The 19,683-nt window shown below is 55.6% G+C and carries 17 protein-coding genes and 1 riboswitch; of the genes, 10 read left to right on the forward strand and 7 right to left on the reverse strand.

The genetic code is table 11. The features are described 5' to 3' along the window. The first annotated feature begins 231 nt into the window (after positions 1-231). The gene (locus ACOTZP_RS21040) at positions 232-897 is read left to right on the forward strand and encodes a DUF1190 family protein (protein WP_006811983.1); all 666 of its coding nucleotides are present in this window, start codon (positions 232-234) and stop codon (positions 895-897) included. Between the two features lie 2 nt (positions 898-899). Then, entirely contained in the window at positions 900-2,060 is a 1,161-nt protein-coding gene (locus tag ACOTZP_RS21045; RefSeq protein WP_022649428.1) for a glutathionylspermidine synthase family protein, read from the forward strand. Between the two features lie 81 nt (positions 2,061-2,141). On the opposite strand, the gene ygiD is transcribed toward ACOTZP_RS21045, so the two are convergent. Continuing rightward, positions 2,142-2,930: a 4,5-DOPA dioxygenase extradiol gene (ygiD, locus tag ACOTZP_RS21050; protein ID WP_063146973.1), complete on the reverse strand. Its 789-nt coding sequence runs from the start codon at positions 2,928-2,930 to the stop codon at positions 2,142-2,144. A gap of 130 nt (positions 2,931-3,060) precedes the next feature. Between ygiD and zupT the strand changes: the two genes are divergently transcribed. From zupT to ACOTZP_RS21075, 5 genes are all read left to right on the forward strand, one after another. Continuing rightward, positions 3,061-3,834 (forward strand): zinc transporter ZupT, encoded by a 774-nt coding sequence (zupT, locus tag ACOTZP_RS21055; protein ID WP_022649430.1) that lies wholly within the window; start codon positions 3,061-3,063, stop codon positions 3,832-3,834. Between the two features lie 266 nt (positions 3,835-4,100). Next, complete coding sequence (locus ACOTZP_RS21060) at positions 4,101-4,661, forward strand: fimbrial protein (RefSeq protein ID WP_271074547.1); 561 nt, start codon at positions 4,101-4,103, stop codon at positions 4,659-4,661. A 76-nt stretch (positions 4,662-4,737) separates the two neighbouring features. Next, positions 4,738-7,182 carry a fimbria/pilus outer membrane usher protein gene (locus ACOTZP_RS21065; protein WP_421633778.1) on the forward strand — a complete coding sequence of 815 codons (2,445 nt, stop codon included), beginning with the start codon at positions 4,738-4,740 and terminating at the stop codon, positions 7,180-7,182. Positions 7,183-7,191: 9 nt separating this feature from the next. After that, on the forward strand, positions 7,192-7,953 hold the full coding sequence (locus ACOTZP_RS21070; RefSeq protein WP_023298622.1) for a fimbrial biogenesis chaperone: 762 nt from the start codon (positions 7,192-7,194) through the stop codon (positions 7,951-7,953). Next, the gene (locus ACOTZP_RS21075) at positions 7,937-8,998 is read left to right on the forward strand and encodes a type 1 fimbrial protein (RefSeq protein WP_150312452.1); all 1,062 of its coding nucleotides are present in this window, start codon (positions 7,937-7,939) and stop codon (positions 8,996-8,998) included. The genes ACOTZP_RS21070 and ACOTZP_RS21075 overlap by 17 nt, the downstream gene beginning before the upstream one ends. A 44-nt stretch (positions 8,999-9,042) precedes the next feature. Here the strand turns inward: ACOTZP_RS21075 and ribB are convergent, their stop codons facing one another. Next, positions 9,043-9,696, reverse strand: coding sequence for a 3,4-dihydroxy-2-butanone-4-phosphate synthase (gene ribB, locus ACOTZP_RS21080; RefSeq protein ID WP_003862538.1), 654 nt, complete (start codon positions 9,694-9,696; stop codon positions 9,043-9,045). 105 nt (positions 9,697-9,801) lie between these two features. Beyond that, positions 9,802-9,952: riboswitch (FMN riboswitch) on the reverse strand. 120 nt (positions 9,953-10,072) lie between these two features. Between ribB and ubiK the strand changes: the two genes are divergently transcribed. Further along, positions 10,073-10,369, forward strand: coding sequence for a ubiquinone biosynthesis accessory factor UbiK (gene ubiK, locus ACOTZP_RS21085; protein WP_421633776.1), 297 nt, complete (start codon positions 10,073-10,075; stop codon positions 10,367-10,369). Positions 10,370-10,483: 114 nt separating this feature from the next. Here ubiK and hldE read toward each other — a convergent pair whose 3' ends face one another. Genes hldE through ACOTZP_RS21100 form a run of 3 tightly spaced genes read right to left on the reverse strand, consistent with a single transcriptional unit; the run spans position 10,484 to position 16,133 of the window. After that, positions 10,484-11,914, reverse strand: a complete 1,431-nt coding sequence (hldE, locus tag ACOTZP_RS21090) for a bifunctional D-glycero-beta-D-manno-heptose-7-phosphate kinase/D-glycero-beta-D-manno-heptose 1-phosphate adenylyltransferase HldE (protein WP_015571898.1) — start codon at positions 11,912-11,914, stop codon at positions 10,484-10,486. A 40-nt stretch (positions 11,915-11,954) separates the two neighbouring features. After that, on the reverse strand, positions 11,955-14,810 hold the full coding sequence (gene glnE, locus ACOTZP_RS21095; protein ID WP_317579305.1) for a bifunctional [glutamate--ammonia ligase]-adenylyl-L-tyrosine phosphorylase/[glutamate--ammonia-ligase] adenylyltransferase: 2,856 nt from the start codon (positions 14,808-14,810) through the stop codon (positions 11,955-11,957). Between the two features lie 21 nt (positions 14,811-14,831). Continuing rightward, positions 14,832-16,133: an inorganic triphosphatase gene (locus tag ACOTZP_RS21100; protein ID WP_421633777.1), complete on the reverse strand. Its 1,302-nt coding sequence runs from the start codon at positions 16,131-16,133 to the stop codon at positions 14,832-14,834. A gap of 237 nt (positions 16,134-16,370) precedes the next feature. On the opposite strand from ACOTZP_RS21100, the gene ACOTZP_RS21105 reads away from it, so the two are divergent. Both ACOTZP_RS21105 and ACOTZP_RS21110 read left to right on the forward strand, forming a co-directional pair. Continuing rightward, positions 16,371-16,991 carry a TIGR04211 family SH3 domain-containing protein gene (locus tag ACOTZP_RS21105; protein WP_001303390.1) on the forward strand — a complete coding sequence of 207 codons (621 nt, stop codon included), beginning with the start codon at positions 16,371-16,373 and terminating at the stop codon, positions 16,989-16,991. Between the two features lie 60 nt (positions 16,992-17,051). Further along, a complete protein-coding gene (locus tag ACOTZP_RS21110; protein WP_023298627.1) occupies positions 17,052-18,293 on the forward strand; it encodes a multifunctional CCA addition/repair protein in 1,242 nt (413 codons plus the stop codon). A gap of 13 nt (positions 18,294-18,306) precedes the next feature. On the opposite strand, the gene bacA is transcribed toward ACOTZP_RS21110, so the two are convergent. Further along, positions 18,307-19,128, reverse strand: coding sequence for an undecaprenyl-diphosphate phosphatase (gene bacA / locus ACOTZP_RS21115; protein ID WP_003862545.1), 822 nt, complete (start codon positions 19,126-19,128; stop codon positions 18,307-18,309). A 106-nt stretch (positions 19,129-19,234) separates the two neighbouring features. Further along, positions 19,235-19,603 carry a bifunctional dihydroneopterin aldolase/7,8-dihydroneopterin epimerase gene (gene folB / locus ACOTZP_RS21120; RefSeq protein WP_063149085.1) on the reverse strand — a complete coding sequence of 123 codons (369 nt, stop codon included), beginning with the start codon at positions 19,601-19,603 and terminating at the stop codon, positions 19,235-19,237. Positions 19,604-19,683: the final 80 nt, after the last annotated feature.

A 19,683-nucleotide genomic window follows, 5' to 3' on the forward strand; every position in this document is an offset into this window, starting at 1 on the left:
CAGCCGGACCAGGGCATCGCTGACAGCCCTCAGTCATTTAGAAAGCAACTTTATTGCTTCTGCATAAAAAAATTACTGGGGATCCCTCAGCCCACAGGGAGAGGGAGCACATTAATCCCCCCGAACGTAAGCCAACGTAAAGATCCCCCGGATTTCGCCCCTCTTCGCTTCATTTTCAACCACTCATCCTCTATCCTGAGCGTTAATACCCCTGGGTCCTGGAAGACAAATATGAAACGGACAAAAACGATGAATCACGCGTCGTTCCGCAAAAGCTGGAACGCACGCCACCTGACACCTGTCGCGCTGGCGGTCACCGCCGTCTTTATGCTGGCAGGCTGTGAGCAAAGCGACGAAACGGTGTCGCTCTATCAAAACGCTGACGATTGTGCGAGCGCAACCGGTAAAGCCGCCGAGTGTACGACGGCCTATAACAACGCCCTGAAAGAGGCAGAACGTACCGCGCCGAAATATGCCTCACGCGAAGACTGTGTAGCCGAATTCGGCGAAGGCCAGTGCCAGCAGGCTCCTGCTCAGGCAGGTATGGCGCCGGAAAACCAGGCGCAGGCACAGTCCAGCGGTAGCTTCTGGATGCCTCTGATGGCGGGTTATATGATGGGCCGTCTGATGAGCGGCGGCGCGGGCTACCAGCAGCAACCGCTGTTTAGTTCTAAAAACCCAAACAGCCCGGCGTACGGTAAATACACCGATGCCACCGGCAAGGGTTACGGTGCTGCAACGCCTGGCCGTACGATGACCGTACCGAAAACCGCGATGGCACCGAAACCAGCCACTACCAGCACCATTACCCGTGGCGGCTTCGGTGAGTCTGTGGCGAAACAAACCACCATGCAGCGTAGTGCGACCGGCTCTTCGACTCGCTCAATGGGCGGCTGATCATGGAACGAGTCAGTATTGTCGAGCGCCCGGACTGGCGCGAAAAAGCCACCGAATACGGTTTCAACTTTCACACCATGTACGGCGAGCCGTACTGGTGTGAAGACGCTTACTATAAGCTCACGCTCGCGCAGGTCGAAAAGCTTGAAGAGGTGACCGCAGAACTGCACCAGATGTGCCTGAAGGTGGTAGAGAAAGTCATCGACAGCGATGAGCTGATGACCAAATTCCGCATTCCGAAGCACACCTGGAGCTTTGTTCGTCAGTCCTGGAAAACGAACCAGCCTTCGCTCTACTCTCGCCTCGATTTGGCATGGGATGGCGTGGGTGAACCGAAGCTTTTAGAAAACAACGCAGATACGCCAACCTCCCTGTACGAAGCCGCGTTCTTCCAGTGGATCTGGCTGGAAGATCAGGCGAATGCCGGTAACTTGCCGGAAGGCAGCGACCAGTTCAACAGCCTTCAGGAAAAACTGATTGAGCGTTTCGCCGAACTGCGTGAACAGCACGGTTTCAACCTGTTGCACCTCGCCTGCTGTCGCGATACCGAAGAAGATCGCGGTACGGTTCAGTATTTGCAGGACTGCGCAGCCGAAGCGGAAGTGGCGACGGAATTCCTCTATATCGAAGAGATCGGTTTAGGTGAAAAAGGTCAGTTTACGGACACGCAGGATCAGGTGATCAGCAACCTGTTCAAGCTCTACCCGTGGGAATACATGCTGCGCGAAATGTTTTCTACCAAGCTGGAAGACGCCGGTGTGCGCTGGCTGGAACCAGCCTGGAAGAGCATTATCTCCAATAAAGCCCTGCTGCCAATGCTGTGGGAGATGTTCCCGAACCACCCGAACCTGCTGCCTGCTTACTTTGCCGAAGATGATTTCCCGCCGATGGAGAAATACGTCGTTAAGCCAATCTTCTCCCGTGAAGGCGCGAACGTCTCGATTATCGAAAACGGTAAAACGCTGGAAGCGGTTGAAGGGCCGTACGGTGAGGAAGGGATGATCGTCCAGGCGTTTTATCAACTGCCGAAGTTTGGCGACAGCTATACGCTGATCGGCAGCTGGCTTATTAACGATCAGCCTGCCGGGATTGGTATTCGCGAAGATCGCGCGCTGATTACGCAGGATCTGTCGCGTTTCTACCCGCATATTTTTATTGAATAAGACTTGCCGGGTGGCGGCTTCGCCTTACCCGGCCTACATGTCGAGCGTAGGCCCGGTAAGCGCAGCGCCACCGGGCATGTTTTACCCCACCTGCACCGACAGCATACTCAAGCTCCCCATCTCAATACCGTCGACCGGTGTTGTAATAACCTCCTGACCGTCCCATGCGCCTAATACATACAGCAATGGCAAGAAGTGTTCCGGCGTCGGGTTAGAGAGCGAACCGCCGTCGTGATCCAGATAGTTCACCAGCGGATGTGTTTCTACCGGCCCTTGCCAGGTCAGGTTGTCTTTTACATAGTCATTAAAGGCTGTTGCCCAAGGGTACGGCGTATTTTCACCGTGCCAGCGTACCGTACGCAGGTTATGCACCACGTTGCCACTGGCAATCAGCATGATGCCCTCATCACGAAGCGAAGCCAGCTTACGCCCCATCTCCATGTGCCAGGCAGCCGGTTTGGTGCTGTCGATACTCAGTTGCACCATCGGGATATCCGCATCAGGATACATCTTAATCAGCACGCCCCATGAGCCATGGTCAAAGCCCCAGGCTTCTTTGTCCAGGGTGACCGGGAAAGGTGCCAGCAAATCCACCAGCGTTTGCGCCAGCTCAGGCGAACCGGGGGCCGGATAATGCGTATCGTACAGCGCCTGCGGAAAACCGCCAAAATCATGGATCGTTTTTGGCGCTTCCATGGCCGTCACGCCGGTACCCCGGGTAAACCAGTGCGCAGAGACCACCACAATTGCCTTCGGACGCGGTAACGTCTTACCCAGCTGACGCCAGGCGCGGGTATAGACGTTATCTTCCAGAACGTTCATGGGGCTGCCATGGCCTAAAAACAGTGCTGGCATACGAGAAGGAGACATGGTGATATCCTTAGAGGAAGTGACAAAGTGATGGGCCTACATTACGCGCATTCAGGTGAAGATGAACGTAGATAACCGTGAAGATCATCATCAGGAAATTTGAATGCCAGATATCGCTTAAGGAGAATGCATGTCAGTACCTTTGATTTTGACCTTACTTGCGGGCGCCGCGACCTTTATCGGTGCGTTCCTTGGGGTACTCGGTCAAAAACCCTCTAATCGCCTGCTGGCCTTCTCGCTGGGTTTCGCCGCCGGGATTATGCTGCTTATCTCGCTGATGGAGATGCTGCCCGCCGCGCTTCACGCCGAAGGGATGTCGCCTGTTCTGGGCTATGGCATGTTTATCATTGGCCTGCTGGGTTATTTTGCACTCGACCGTATCCTTCCTCACGCGCACCCGCAGGATCTAATGCAAAAAAGCGTTGCCCCCATCCCTGGCAATATCAAACGCACGGCCATTCTGCTGACGCTGGGTATCAGCCTGCATAACTTTCCGGAAGGTATCGCCACCTATGTCACGGCCAGCAGCAACCTGGAAATGGGTTTTGGTGTCGCGCTGGCCGTTGCTTTGCACAATATTCCTGAAGGACTTGCCGTTGCCGGGCCCGTTTATGCCGCCACGGGTTCAAAACGTACAGCTGTCTTTTGGGCGGGTATCTCCGGGATGGCTGAAATTCTCGGCGGCGTGCTGGCGTGGCTGATCCTCGGTAGCCTCGTATCCCCGGTTGTAATGGCTGCAATTATGGCTGCAGTGGCCGGGATTATGGTCGCGCTATCTGTCGATGAGCTGATGCCGCTGGCAAAAGAGATCGATCCCAACAATAACCCAAGCTACGGCGTGCTGTGTGGAATGTCAGTGATGGGGATGAGTCTGGTTCTGCTACAAACGGCAGGTATTGGTTAAGAATTAATGCCTCCGTTTCATACGGAGGCATTATACTATTCAAAATAACAATCCTATATATTTATCCTATAATAACTCACCAAATATAAACCCATTAGAATTTCAAAAAAAGGCGTCTCTTAAGATAGCCTGAAAATATTAATTAAAAGCACCTACAAATATATTTAAGTCACGTTAATCGCGTATTCCCACCCCAATCCGTATACTTTGCAAGTATTCTGAAATTAATATTCACATTATGAATCACTTTGAAAAAGGATATTTCCATGTATATGGGTAAGAAATTACTGTTAGCAGCGGCTATGGCTGGCATTGTGTCGGGTTCTGCTTTTGCTGAAGATCAAGGCTCTGGCAAAATCAAATTCAAAGGTGTTGTTATTGACGCACCGTGCAGCATCGCACCAGACAGCGTTGATAAAGAAGTCGATCTGGGTGAAGTGACTACGGCCGTTATCAACGCCAACAAAAAATCTACGCCGGTTCCGGTCGATATTAATCTGGAAAACTGCCAGCTTGACGATCCGGCAGACGAAACCGACACGCCAATTACCAAAGTGGATGTCACCTTCACCAGCGCAGCGACAGACGCGACAGACATCAGCCTGATGAGTAACACCTATGCAAGTGGTGCGCAGAACGTGGGTGTACGTCTGCTGGATAATGCGGAGGCTGCTATCACGCTGGGAGAATCCAACGAGGTTGAGTTACTGGCAGGATCAACCACCCAGACGCTGCATTTCAAAGCGGTTATGGAAGTCCCCACGGGTAAAACTGCGACGGCAGGCCAGGTTGAAGCCACGGCTAACTACGTCCTGTTGTACAAATAGTTCTGTTACGTAACAGTATTAGCCGACTGGTAATTCATGCCGGTCGGCATCCTTTATATATTCGAGTAACAGGATGATGACATACAAATTACAATGGATAATCATCATTGCATCCCTGTTAATGACGAGACTTACCTCTGCCACTGAATTTAATATAAACGCCATCGATAAAGATCAGCGCGGCAGCGTCGATTTATCACGTTTTAAAGATCAAATATCGGTTACGCCGGGAAGCTATTTCGTTACGGTTTCAGTTAATGATATTCCGCTGGCAAATGGCTGGCTCCTTCGCTGGAGAGAAATAAATAACGCGGTTCAGGTGTGTATTACTCCCGAACTGGCCGATACATTTGCGTTACAGGATGAGGTTCGTCACGCTTTGCCAGAAAAAGAGGGATGCGTTGATTTCGCCGCCAGACCAGACATCAAATTTACGTTTGAGCAAGATAGCCAATCCCTGAATGTGACGATCCCCCAGGCATGGCTGCAATACCGTGCGGTGGACTGGATGCCGCCATCCACCTGGGACAACGGCGTGCCGGGCGTACTGCTGGATTACAATCTTTTTGCCAGCCATTATCAGCCCAATAGCGGCAGCAGCAATAACAACGCCAATACCTATGGCACCGTCGGTGCGAACATGGGCGCGTGGCGCCTGCGAAGCGATTACCAGTACACGCGAAGCGATACTGAAGCAGGCTCAGAGCAGGATGGCCGTTTTTCACGCGTTTATATGTTCCGCCCTCTGCCCTCAATCGGAGCGAAACTGACGCTGGGTGAAACGGATTTCCAGTCCGCAATTTTTGACGCCTTTACCTATACCGGCGCATCGCTAATCAGCGAAGAACGTATGCTGCCATGGTCGCTGCGCGGCTATGCCCCGCAGATTACCGGGATAGCGCAAACCAACGCCACGGTGACCGTAAGCCTTGCCGATCGCGTGATTTACCAAAGTAAAGTGCCACCAGGCCCGTTTGTTATTCAGGATCTTAACCAGTCGGTTCAGGGCACGCTGGACGTCAAAGTCACGGAAGAGGACGGCCGCGTCAGCACCTTCCAGGTCTCTGCCGAGTCCGTGCCGTTTTTAACGCGCAAGGGTCAGGTTCGCTACAAGTTCGCGGCGGGTAAAGCGCGCCAGGGTGCCTCCCATAACGTTGAAGATAACGCCTTCATGAGCGGCGAATTTTCCTGGGGCATGCTGTCACACACCTCCCTGTATGGCGGCACGCTGACTGATGGCGACGGTTATCGTTCCGTCGCTGCCGGGATCGGCCAGAATATGGCCTGGCTGGGGGCGCTCTCTTTTGACGTCACGCAGGCCACCAGCCAGCTGCCACACCAGCGCAGTCAGACGGGTTACAGCTATCGCATTAACTACAGCAAGCGTTTCGATACCACCGGCAGTCAGCTTACGCTTGCCAGCTACCGCTACTCAGCCCCCCAGTTTTTGAGCTACGCCCGCTACCTTGATTATGACGAAGGTGACCGCCAGTCGGAGAAACAAACCCTGAGCGTGACGGCAAGCCAGTACATTTCGGCGTTATCCCTGAACCTGTACGTCAACATGCTGCGTCAGACATGGTGGAATGATTCACCTTCCACGACCGGCAGCATCACGGCGGGCTACAACTTTGATATGGGCCGCTGGAAGAACCTCGGCGTAACCCTGTCCTGGAGTAAAACGCATTACGATGAGGAAGACGAAAGTGACGATACTCAGTTCTATCTCTCGCTCAGCGTACCGCTCGATCCCGATCATCGTCTTAACTATGACCTGCGTAACAGCGACACGCTGAGTCATAACGTGTCGTGGTATGACACGTCGGATCGCAATAATACCTGGGGCGTTTCCGCAGGCGCGGAGAGCGGGAAGCCAGATTCCGGCGCGCAGGTCAGCGGGAATTATCAGCATTATTCTACGTACGGCGATCTCAATCTCTCAGGCAGCTATAAAGCTGACGAATATAACTCCCTCAGCGCGAGCTGGAGTGGTTCCTTCACCTCAACGGCGAAAGGCGCCGCGCTGCACCGGCGCAGCTACGGTAATGAACCTCGTGTGATGGTCAGCACCGACGGGGTAGGCAATATCCCGCTGAACATGTCGCGAGATGAGACCAACCGTTTTGGCATCGGCGTTTTACCGTCATTCTCCAGCTATTCCCCCTCCAGCGTGCAGGTCAATCTGAACAACCTCCCTGATGGCGTGGACGTAGACAACCGCGTCGTGACCTCAACCTGGACTGAGGGAGCCATTGGTTATCGTCAGATTGCCACGCGCGCTGGTAAGGACGTGACAGGCGTTCTGCGAATGTCATCAGGAGCGCCACCTCTCGGGGCGATTGTTCGCCTGGAAGCAAGCAATTTGCAGGTTGGGATGGTGGCCGATGAAGGCCGCGTCTGGCTGGCCGCCGTTGAGCCAGAACAGCAGTTTCGCGTGACATGGGGCGACAACCAACAGTGTCGCTTCTCGTTACCTTCTCACTTAGAAAACAGTATGCAGTTGATACTGCCGTGTCAGTAAGAAATCATCATGAAATTAACGCCGTTTAAAAGCCTGTGCCTGATGCTAACCAGCACAGCATTTGCTACCCACGCAGCCATTAATCTGGACCGCACGCGCATTGTTTTTCCAGAAAGCGACAAGGCCAGCAGCCTGAAAGTGGACAATCAGAGCAAGGTGCTGCCTTATCTGGCGCTCTCCTGGATTGAAGATGAAAAGGGACAAAAAGAAGATACGCACTTTATGGCGCTTCCCCCCATTCAACGTATCGAAGCGGGCACCTCGTCGCAGATAAGGATTGTTAAACAAGCCGCTACTCGCCAGCTGCCAGGAGACAGGGAATCGCTGTTTTATTTCAACCTGCGTGAAGTACCGCCAAAAAACACCAGCGCCAGCGAGGAGCGCAGCGTGATGCAGGTAGCAATGCAGAGCCGAATTAAGCTGTTCTGGCGTCCAGAAGCGATTAGCAAAAAATCCGGCGAACTGACTGAAATGCGAATGGAAATTTCCGCCAACGCGAATGGGCTCACGGTCCACAACCCTACGCCGTACTACATCACGCTGGCGTGGCTGAGCAAAAATGCTAAAACCATGCTGCCGGGTTTTGACAGTCTGATGATTGCGCCTTTCGCCACGGCAACCGCGTCTACCGGCGATTACCACGGTAGTTATTACAGCATCGGCTATATCGACGATTACGGTGCACTGAAAAAAGTCGACGTGCAGTGCACCGGAACGGCGCAATGTAAACTTACCGAACGGAAAATCGATAAAGATGCGAAAGCTCGCTAGTGTCCTGCTTACATTGCTGCTTTCAGCGCTGCCTTTGGAAGATGCGATGGCGCTTAACTGTTATCTGGGTGGCTCTGGCGGTTCCGTCGAGGAGACAAAAACGATCTCCCCCTTTGCCATACCCAGCAACGCCCAAATTGGCCAAAAAATATGGGAGTCTGATGACATTAAGATTCCGGTGACGTGTGATAACAACGTCTCGAGCAATTTTATGCCGGAAGATGTCTTTGCCTGGGTAAATCCTTATCCTGCCGCAACCGATCCCTATTATGAGCTGGGCGTCACCTATGAAGGTATAGATTACGATGCTACAGGTCAGCCCAACGGCGTGGATACCCGCCAGTGTCTGGACAACAATAACATCACTATTTACACCCCTGCTCAAATCCGCCAGATGGGTTGGGAGAATCGCATTTGCTCTGGTAATCCGGATGATATCCATATTTCGCGCACGTTCGTCTCGCGATTACGACTTTTCGTGAGAATAAAGGCTGTGCCGCCGCATGGCTATGTCAGTTCGCTCAGCGATTACATCGTTGTGCAATTTGACGGTAAGGGTGGCGTTAATCAGATGGCCGACGCGAAGAACCTGAAGTATCACATCAACGGGCTGCAAAACATTACGGTACTTGATTGCGGGGCGACGTTTAGCATTTACCCTGAGAATCAGGAGATTGACTTCGGCACCTTCAGTGCGCGCGACATTGTGAATCAGCAGAAGCGTATTCGCACGTTTTCAATTCGAACCACCAAAGTGCAGGATGCCCAGTGCTCGGACGGATTTAAGATGGACTCGTCATTTTACACAACCGAAACGCTCAGCGCAGACGACACCGCGGTACTGATAGGGAATGGGTTAAAGCTGCGTATTCTTAACGGAACGGAGCCTTACACATTCAACCAGTACAAGGAATACGCCGATTTTACGGGCGATATGATGAATCTTGAGCAAAACTACACGGCTGAACTTTCGCGGGATGAAGGAAAAGCGATTCAGTCCGGGCCGTTTGAAACCGTGGTACTGTTCAAAATTAACTACCACTAGAAACAAAAAAGCCGGGTTTCCCCGGCTTTTTCACATCAGCATGTTCAGCTGGCTTTACGCTCATGCGCCCGGCGGTATTCAACCAGATCTTCAATCGTCACCACTGGCATATTGTGCAGACGCGCAAAGGTGATGCACTCCGGCGCGCGCGCCATGGTGCCATCATCGTTGGTCAGTTCGCACAGCACGCCTGCGGGTTTGAAGCCAGCCAGCGTCACCAGATCGATGGTCGCTTCGGTATGACCACCACGGGTCAGCACGCCGCCCGGCTGCGCGCGCAGCGGGAAGACATGACCAGGGCGGTGCAGATCGGAGGGTTTTGCACCATCAGCAATCGCTGCACGCACGGTAGTCAGGCGGTCAGCCGCCGACACCCCGGTGGTGACGCCATGTGCCGCTTCAATGGTCACGGTGAAGCCGGTACCAAAGGCGCTGGTGTTGTTTTCAACCATCATCGGCAGATCAAGCTGCTGGCGACGGTCTTCGGTAATGCACAGGCATACGATGCCGCTACCGTGACGGATGGTCAGCGCCATCTGCTCAACGGTCATGTTCTCGGCGGCAAAAATCATGTCGCCTTCGTTTTCACGGTTTTCATCGTCAAGCACCATCACACCGCGGCCTTCGCGCAGTGCATCCAGTGCATGTTCAACACGTTGAGTTGAAGTGCCAAAAGAGGAAAGTAGCGTCTGATTCATGGTAAAAAAACCTCATTAACTTTATGGTTACCAGAATCAGGGCAGTCTTAGGAGCGCCGTACAAGCGGCAAAAAAATAACGTGAGCGGGCCTTGCCCGACTGGATCGTTACTCTCTCCCATCCGGACTCTAACCGTCGGCCCCGGAATTACACCGGATCTGCTGACCTTTGAGAATTCACCCAAAGCGCTCGCGGGCTTTCAGCGTTAAGCTGATTTACCGCCGGTGGGGAATTTCGCCCCGCCCTGAGAATAAGCGAGATAACTATAACGCTATTGATTACCCTGGGCAATGCATAAGCTTCAAACAATTTTGTTTAACCCGCGGCATGACGCGCTACAATAGGCACTAACACCTTTTCATCAAGGGAAACGACAATGATTGACCCAAAGAAAATTGAGCAGATCGCGCGTCAGGTTCATGAGTCCATGCCGAAAGGTATTCGTGAGTTTGGTGATGACGTTGAGAAGAAAATCCGCCAGACGTTGCAGGCACATTTGGTTCGCCTTGATTTAGTCAGCCGCGAAGAGTTTGACGTGCAGACGCAGGTGCTGCTGCGCACCCGCGAGAAGCTGGCGCTGCTGGAACAGCGTCTGAGCGAGCTGGAGAGCCGCAATGCGCCGGAAGAGGTGAAGCCAGCGCCAGCTATTCCACCGGTGGATGACCAGGCATAGTGCGGCCTGTTGTGCCCGGTGGCGGCTACGCCTTACCGGGCCTACATGAACGCGTAGGTCGGGTAAGGCGCAGCCGCCACCCGACATAAAAAAACGGGCCAACTGGCCCGTTTTTTACTGACTGTCTTTCTGGATCTTCTTAATGATGTTGGTGGTTGAACACCCGTCCTCAAAGTTGAGCACCATCACTTCACCGCCATTCGCCCAGACCTCTTCGCTACCTGCGATTTGCTCTGGTTTGTAATCACCGCCCTTCACCAGCAGGTCAGGCAGAATTCCGGCAATCAGGCGCTGCGGGGTGTCTTCTTCAAATGAGACCACCCAGTCCACCGCTTCCAGCGCGCCGAGCACTATCATGCGCTGCTCCAGCGGGTTCACCGGACGCGTTTCACCCTTCAGTCGTTTGGTTGAGGCATCGCTGTTGACCGCCACAATCAGGCGGTCGCCCAGCTTGCGCGCATTCGCCAGATACGAGACATGACCCGCATGCAGGATGTCGAACACGCCGTTCGTCATCACCACTTTTTCACCGCGTTTGCGCGCGGCGGCAACGGCCACTTTCAGCTCGTCTTCGGTCATGACGCCAAAGCCGGTATCCGCACGCCCACGCACCGCATTTTCCAGCTCGATTGGCGAAACGGTGGAGGTTCCGAGTTTACCGACGACCACGCCCGCCGCGGCGTTCGCGAAGTAGCACGCTTCTTCCAGGGAGTTCCCCGCCGCCAGCGTCGCCGCCAGCACGCCAATCACCGTATCACCGGCACCGGTCACGTCGTACACTTCCTGCGCCTGGGTTGGCATATGCAGCGGCGCCTTGCCCGGTTGCAGCAGCGTCATGCCCTGTTCTGAACGGGTCACCAGCAGCGCAGACAGCTCGAAATCAGCGATGATTTTCATGCCGCGCTCAACCAGCTCTTCTTCAGTTTTGCACTTGCCCGCCACCGCTTCAAACTCAGAGAGGTTGGGCGTCAGGAGGGTTGCGCCGCGATAGCGCTCAAAATCGGTGCCTTTCGGGTCGATCAGCACCGGAACGCTGGCTTTGCGCGCCAGCTGGATCATGGTCTGCACGCTCGCCAGCGCACCTTTGGCATAATCAGACAGCACCAGCGCGCCGATATTGCCCAGCGCCTGGCTAATGCGCTCATGCAGCGGCTCAGGATCAACGCCTTCGAACCCTTCTTCAAAGTCGAGGCGGATCAGCTGCTGGTTACGCGACAGCACGCGCAGCTTGGTGATGGTTGGGTGGGTCGGAACAGAAACGAAGTCGCACTTCACGTTCACGTCCGCCAGCGACTGGCTCAGCGCACGCGCCGCATCGTCAATGCCGGTCAGGCCCACCAGCCGCGAATGCGCGCCCAGCGAGGCTATGTTCATCGCCACGTTTGCCGCGCCGCCTGGACGTTCTTCAATGGTGTCGACCTTAACTACCGGCACCGGCGCTTCCGGAGAGATACGGCTGGTCGGCCCATACCAGTAGCGATCCAGCATCACATCCCCGACAACCATAACTCCAGCACGTTCAAACTCTGGCAGTGTTACTTTCATTCCTGACTCCAGAAAGATTCACAATTTGCGCGCGATAATATCACACTTGTTTTGTTACGCACGGTTCCACCAGCCACTTCTGCCAGCTTGCGGTCACCTGCGCGCGTTCATCGGTGAAACCGTCCAGCGCCACATGGCCCGGCTGTTCCTGTAAGGCCAGATGGTGCAGCTCGTCACGCAGCGTGGTGTAGGCGCGGGTTAATGCCTGCGCCTCCTGCTCATCCATAATGTCGTTCTGCGCCAGCAGTTCCAGTATGCGCACGTTATCCGACCAGCGGGTCAGCTTCGGCTTATCGTGCGCGTGCAACAGCACCAGATACTGAGTGATAAACTCAATATCGGTAATCCCGCCCTCATCAGCTTTGATATCAAAGCGATCGCGATGTTTGTTGCCAAGGTGCGCGCGCATTTTCTCACGCATTTCCCGCACTTCGGTTTGCAGCGTACAGCCTTCGCGCGGGGTCGTCATGACCGCCTTGCGGATCGCATCGAACTGCGTTTTGAGCTGCGGATCGCCGTACACCACGCGGGCGCGCACCAGCGCCTGATGCTCCCACGTCCAGGCTTCGTTCTTCTGATAGTCGGCGAAAGCCTCCGTGGAGGTAACCAGCATGCCTGCCGCGCCGGACGGGCGCAGACGCGCATCCACTTCATACAGAATGCCGGATGAGGTGCGAGTGCTGAACAGGTGCATGATGCGCTGGGCCAGGCGCAGGTAGAACTGCCGCCCGTCGATTTCGCGCTCGCCGTCGGTCATCACGTCAACCGGACAGTCGTGGAGGAAAATCAGATCCAGATCGGAGCTGTAGCCCAGCTCCCAGCCGCCCAGCTTGCCGTAACCCACCACCGCAAAACCGCGGCCTTCACGGTCAGCAAGGTGCTTCGGCTGCCCGTAGCGGGCTACCATTTGCACCCACGCCTGGTGGACTACCGCGTCGATGATCGCTTCCGCCAGCCAGGTTAAGTGATCGCTCACTTTCATTACCGGCAGGGTACCGGCGATATCTGCCGCCGCCACGCGCAACATCTGTGCCTGCTTAAACTGACGCAGCGCCTCAAGCTGTTGCTCTTCGTCCTCTTCCGGCACGCGCAGCAGATACTGACGCAGCTCGTCGCGGTAAGCATCCGTCGCCGTCGGCTGATAGAGCGTATTCGGGTCGAGCAGTTCGTCGAGCAGCAGCGGATAACGCGCCAGCTTGTTCGCCACCATCGGGGAGGCGGCGCAAAGGGAAATCAGATGCTTCAGCGCGCCGGGAAACTCACTTAACAGTTCAAGGTAGGTGGTACGCGTGACGATCCCGCTCAGGAGCGGCATCATGCGCGACAGCGGCACCGGCGCATCCTCGCGGGAGCAGACATCGCTTAGCAGATGCGGCATCAGTTGATCCAGCACCTGACGACCGCGCGGGCCAATGGCGCGTTTGTTCAGTTCGAGACGGAAATCAGCAATCAACGCCACCACGCGATGGCGGGCATCGTCGCTTAAGTGCGCCAGCACCGGCGTGGTGTCATCTTCCTGAAGCGCGTCCTGCCACAGTTCGCGCCAGTGCTCGGAGAGCGCATCGTCCTGCGATTCACTTTCGTCGTCGCCGATCAGATCGTTAAAGATGCGGCGCACGCCCGCCATATGCGCTTCCAGCCGTTCCGTCAGCGCTGCCCAGTCATCCACCCGCATCCCCCAGGCCAGACGCGCCCGGTTCAGCTCATCGCCCGGTAACGTCTGGGTCTGTTCGTCGTTGATACTTTGCAGCAGATTTTCCAGACGACGCAGGAAGAGATAAGCGTCACGCAGCGTTTGCGCGTCGCCTTCCGGCAGCAGATGCAGCTGATCGATAGCGTTGAGCGTCGGCAACAGCGAGCGGGATTGCAGAGAAGGTTCGCGCCCGCCGCGTATCAGCTGGAAGACCTGGACGATAAATTCGATCTCACGAATACCGCCCGCGCCGAGCTTGATGTTGTCCTTCAGGCCACGGCGACGCACCTCGCGGGCAATCATCCCTTTCATATTTCGCAGGGACTGGATCACGCTGAAGTCAATGTAGCGGCGGAACACGAACGGGCGCAGCATGGCGCGCAGCTCGTTGGCGTAGGCATCGTCGCTGTCGCCCATGATCCGCGCTTTGACCATCGCGTAACGCTCCCAGTCGCGCCCCTGCTCCTGGTAATAATCTTCCAGCGCGGCAAAGCTCAGCACCAGTGGCCCGCTGTCGCCAAACGGACGCAGACGCATGTCCACGCGGTAGACAAAACCATCCTGGGTGGGCTGATCCAGCGCCTTAATCAGCCGCTGGCCGAGGCGGGTAAAGAACTGGGCGTTGTCCAGCTCGCGACGACCGCCGCGCGTGGTGCCGTTCTCCGGCCAGGCAAAAATCAGGTCGATGTCTGAGGAAAAATTGAGCTCGCAGCCGCCCAGCTTGCCCATCCCCAGAATCAACAGCGGTTGCGGAACCCCGTCTTCGCTGCACGGCGTGCCCCACTCTTTACAGCAGGCGGCGTAGAGCCAGTCCCGCGCAGCGACGATCAGCGTCTGCGCCAGCTCGCTCAACTGCTGCAAGGTGCTCTCTTCACTCACCAGCTCCAGCGCCTGCGCCCAGGCAATGCGTACCATCACCCGGCGGCGGAACTGACGCAGAACGCGCATCAGCGTGGGTTCATCTGCCACCTCTGCCAGCGCGGTTTGCAGCCAGCCAGCATAATGCCGCCACTCGTCAGCCTGCGGCGGCGCGCTTTCCAGCGCTGCCAGCCAGTCCGGGTAAGCGCTGACGCTCTCCTGCACAAAATCACTGAACGTGAGCACGCTTTTCGCCTGCTCGCTTAACGATGACGCGGGTAACGACTCAGGCAGACGTTCACAAACGGTCTGCCAGTGCTGCTGTAACTGCGAAGAAAGCGGCATATCAGGGGTTCCTTGCCAGAATTAACGTTTTCCGCTGTGCAGCCAGTACGGATCCTGCGAAATGGCCTCGTTGCGGAAATGCTCGATCTCAATCTGCTGACGGGTCTCGATGGCATGCTTAAGCCCCTGCCAGTTCTCCAGCCAGGCCTGCGCCTTTACGCCCTCATACGCACCTGACAGCAGCAACATGCTGTCGATGTTACGCGCCAGGCGGGGAAGCTGATCGCCATACTGGTCGCCCAGCGGATGCGCGAAGGTGGTTCGCAGCTCGGCCGCGTGACGGGAGAGGTGGATATCCGCAAAACGTTTGAAGTTTTCCGCGATTTTAGTCTGCCCTTTCGCATCGAGGAAAATGCGCCAGCCGCGCGTCACCAGAAATTCGGTCAACGCCAGTTTCGCGCTGGCGTTTTGCGGGCTGTAGATCGCCGTTTGTGCCGACACGTCAGAAAGCATCAGCGTTTCGGTTTGAGTGAGCAGATCACGTAAGTGAGCACTGGCTTTACGCGGTACAATACCGCCGAACAGCGCCAGGGTGTGACGCACCAGCCCCATAGCAGCGAGCACCTGTTTTTTGGCATTTTTGACGTTACGCGCCCACAGCTCCTCGTGGTACTGCCACTGAGAGAGCGCCAGCTCCAGCGCCGCTTCCATGCCCTGCTCAACGGAGGCTTTCGGCACAACGCGCAGAATCGGGGTTTCTCGCAGCACGCGCGGCGCATTCCCGGCGGCCAGGTGATAGCCGCGCGCCGCTTTACTCAGGCTGCCCTGACGCAGGCCAGGCTGGTTTACCAGCTTGCGCGCCAGCTTCAGCACGTCGCTCGCGTCGCCTTCCAGCAGTTCGAGTTCCAATTCGCAGATCGGCTCCTGCTCTTCACCAGCCTTAATTTCACCTCGATCAAACGCAATCTCAATGCGGCTCTTGCCTTCCGTCACCAGCCATTTCTCGCGCCAGAAATCGGTGCTGAACAGCGGTTGCGCCTCTGCCGACAGCGTTGCGGGCAGCGTCCCTTCCGGCCACACTTCCGCCGGAAAACCATCCAGCTCAAGTTCTGGCTTACTGATGTCGATATTGTATTCCGGACGCTGGTGCAAACCGCCCACCACGCGACCGGCGATTTTCATCGTCATCTCGTAGCGCCCGTTCGCACCACGGATGCGCAGGCCCATATCGTGGTTGCGCAGCCAGTTGTCCGGCGTTTCGTAATAGATGTTGAGCAGCTGTACGGGTTCATGGTGCTCGCCGGACAGCGTATTCAGATGCTGGCGGAGCGCGTCAGCGCTGTCTTTTTCGACGATAAACTTTAATTCGATCTCTTGTGCCATAGCCTTGTACTTTTGCGTGCGTCACAGACGCGTCGATGAAGGCGAACTTCCTCGCCATTTGTTTGTCAGTACATAGTATTTTGCGCCAAATTGCCACGCAATGAGCAATTTGACGGGCGTAAAAGTTTAAAGCGGTGGAAATCATGACACAGATGATTCCGATTGATGATGAATCCTTTGCGTAGCGACACTGATACCACTACTATCGTTCCACTTTTTATGAAAATAACGACTGATATGCTTAAATTACGCCTGATTGGACTTACTTTACTCGCTTTTAGCGCCGCAACCGCGGTCCACGCTGAAGAGAAACGTTACGTTTCTGATGAACTGAATACCTGGGTACGCAGCGGCCCTGGAGACAATTATCGCCTCGTGGGTACGGTAAATGCCGGCGAGGAAGTGACTCTGCTGCAAACTAACGCAGACACCAATTACGGTCAGGTTCGTGACAGCTCTGGCCGCACCTCATGGATCCCGCTGAAAGAGCTAAGCACAGTGCCAAGCCTGCGCACCCGCGTGCCGGATCTGGAAAATCAGGTGAAAACCCTGACCGATAAGCTGAACAACATTGACGGTACCTGGAACCAGCGCACCGCAGAGATGCAGCAGAAAGTGGCGCAAAGCGACAGCGTGATCGCCGGCCTGAAAGACGAAAATCAGAAGCTGAAAAATGAGCTGATCGTCGCACAGAAGAAAGTAAACGCCGCTAATCTACAGCTGGATGACAAACAACGCACCATCATCATGCAGTGGTTTATGTATGGCGGCGGCGTACTGGGCGTCGGTCTGGTGCTGGGTCTGGTGCTTCCTCACCTTATCCCAAGCCGTAAACGTAAAGACCGCTGGATGAACTAACTCGTCTTCTCTGCCACACTTACGTATCATCTTGCGAAAAGAGAAAACGGGAGTGTTGGCGTGAAGAGTTATCTGGTCGGTGGTGCGGTACGTGATGCGTTATTAGGTCTGCCGGTCAAAGATAAAGATTGGGTCGTGGTCGGTGCCACGCCCGAAGCGATGATTGACGCGGGCTACCAGCAGGTAGGCCGCGATTTTCCTGTGTTCCTCCATCCGAAAAGCCGCGAAGAGTACGCCCTGGCGCGTACCGAACGGAAATCGGGTTCCGGTTATACCGGCTTCACCTGCTATGCCGCGCCGGATGTAACGCTGGAGCAGGACTTACTGCGCCGCGATCTCACCATTAACGCCCTGGCGCAGGACGAAAACGGACATATCATCGACGCCTACGGCGGCCAGAACGATCTGCGCGATCGTCTTTTACGCCATATTTCCCCCGCCTTTTCTGAAGATCCGCTTCGCGTACTGCGCGTGGCGCGTTTTGCCGCCCGTTATGCCCATCTGAGCTTCCGTATCGCCGACGAGACGATGGCGCTGATGACGGCCATGACCGACGCGGGCGAGCTGGAACACCTGACGCCAGAACGCGTCTGGAAAGAGACCGAAAACGCCCTGACCACCCGCAACCCACAGGTCTTTTTCCAGGTTCTGCGCGACTGCGGGGCGCTGAAAGTGTTGTTCCCGGAAATAGACGCGCTGTTTGGCGTGCCCGCCCCGGCGAAATGGCACCCGGAAATTGATACCGGCATTCACACCCTGATGACGCTTAGCATGGCCGCTATGCTCAGCCCTGAAGTGGACGTGCGCTTTTCCACCCTCTGCCATGACCTCGGCAAGGGGTTAACGCCAAAGGAGTTGTGGCCACGCCACCACGGGCACGGTCCGGCTGGCGTAAAGCTGGTTGAAGGGCTTTGCCAGCGCCTGCGCGTGCCGAATGACATTCGCGATCTGGCAAAACTGGTCGCCGAGTTCCACGACCTGATCCACACCTTTCCGATCCTGAAACCCGCCACCATCGTCAGGCTGTTCGATAACATCGACGCCTGGCGCAAGCCGCAGCGCGTGGAGCAAATTGCGCTGACCAGCGAAGCGGACGTGCGCGGCCGTACCGGGTTTGAAGCGTCCGATTATCCGCAGGGTCGTTTGCTGCGCGAGGCGTGGGAAATCGCAAAAGCGGTGCCAACGAAAGAGGTGGTGGAGGCAGGGTTTAAAGGCCCGGAGATCCGCGAAGAGCTGACGAAACGGCGGATTGATGCGGTCGCGGCGTGGAAGGAAAAACGTTGCCCTCAGCCGAAAGACTGAGGGCGGTCGGTCATCAGAAGAAGACCACGTACACGGCAGCCGCGACGATAAAGCGGTAGATCGCGAACGGAATAAACGAGATACGCTTAATCAGTTGCAGGAAGGTTTTGATGGCAATCAGCGCCACGATAAAGGCGGTGATAAAGCCCACGGCGAACATCGGAATGTCGCCTACGGTCAGGAAGCCGATGCTTTTGTAGAGATCCAGTGCGGTGGCGCCCATCATCATCGGTACCGCCAGCAGGAACGAGAACTCAGACGCCGCGTAACGGCTCACGCCCATCAGCATCCCGCCGGAAATGGTTGCCCCTGAACGGGAGAAGCCCGGCCACAGCGCCAGACACTGGAAGCAGCCAATCATAAACGCCTGGCGATACGTCATATCGTCCAGACCTTCTGCACGCGGGGTTTTTGGCTTCAGCACTTCGGCGGCAATCAGCAGGAAGCCGCCGACAACCAGCGCGTACATCACGTTAATCGGGTTGAAAAGCGATTTTATGGTGTCGTGGAACACCAGCCCCAGCACCACCGCCGGGATCATCCCCAGCAGAATATGAATCAGCGTCAGGCGCCCCTTGCCCTCTCCTTCACGCTGCGGTAAACGCCCGAAGTGGATGCCGATCAGACCAAACAGACGACGCCAGAACATGACGACCACCGCCAGAATAGAGCCCAGCTGAATCACCACCTCAAACGTCTTTGCGGTATCGCCTTCAAAGCCCAGGAGATGGCCAACGATAATCATATGGCCCGTACTGGACACCGGCAAAAACTCCGTCAATCCTTCGACCACACCCAGAATTGCCGCCACCAGCAGCGAGTGCATATCGCTCATCTATAAACCCCTAAAAAGATATAAAAAAACGGTGTCCCACGCGGACAACCGTGAAAGATACAGCTTTAAGACCGATATAACCTAAAATGGTTTAGCAATTATGACGTTAAATCTTTCCTTTCAGATTTGTGCCACGCTCGATAATCACGCCCACGTTGGCGGCGCGCGCCACCGCGCCCGGCTTGCTTAGTTTGATGCGCACCCACGGGGAGTTAAATTTGCTCAGTAGCAGGTCCGCTACCTCTTCCGCCACGCGTTCCACCAGCGCAAAACGTTGTCCTTCCACGTGGCCGATGACCGCTTCACTGATGTCGGCGTAGCTCAGACAGTCATTCACATCATCGCTTTTTGCTGACTTGCGGTTATCCCAGCCCATTTCGATATCGAACACCAGTTTCTGCTCGATGGTCTGTTCCCAGTCGTAAACACCAATTGTGGTGATTACCGAAAGTTGCTCTATAAATACAATATCCATCACGACCTGCCTGCTTTTTGGCTAAACCGGATACCACTTCCGGCGAATTATGCGTATTATCCACAGATGCTGAGAATACA

The organism is Enterobacter cloacae complex sp. SYL001 (assembly GCF_049237025.1).
Lineage (GTDB): Bacteria > Pseudomonadota > Gammaproteobacteria > Enterobacterales > Enterobacteriaceae > Enterobacter > Enterobacter intestinihominis.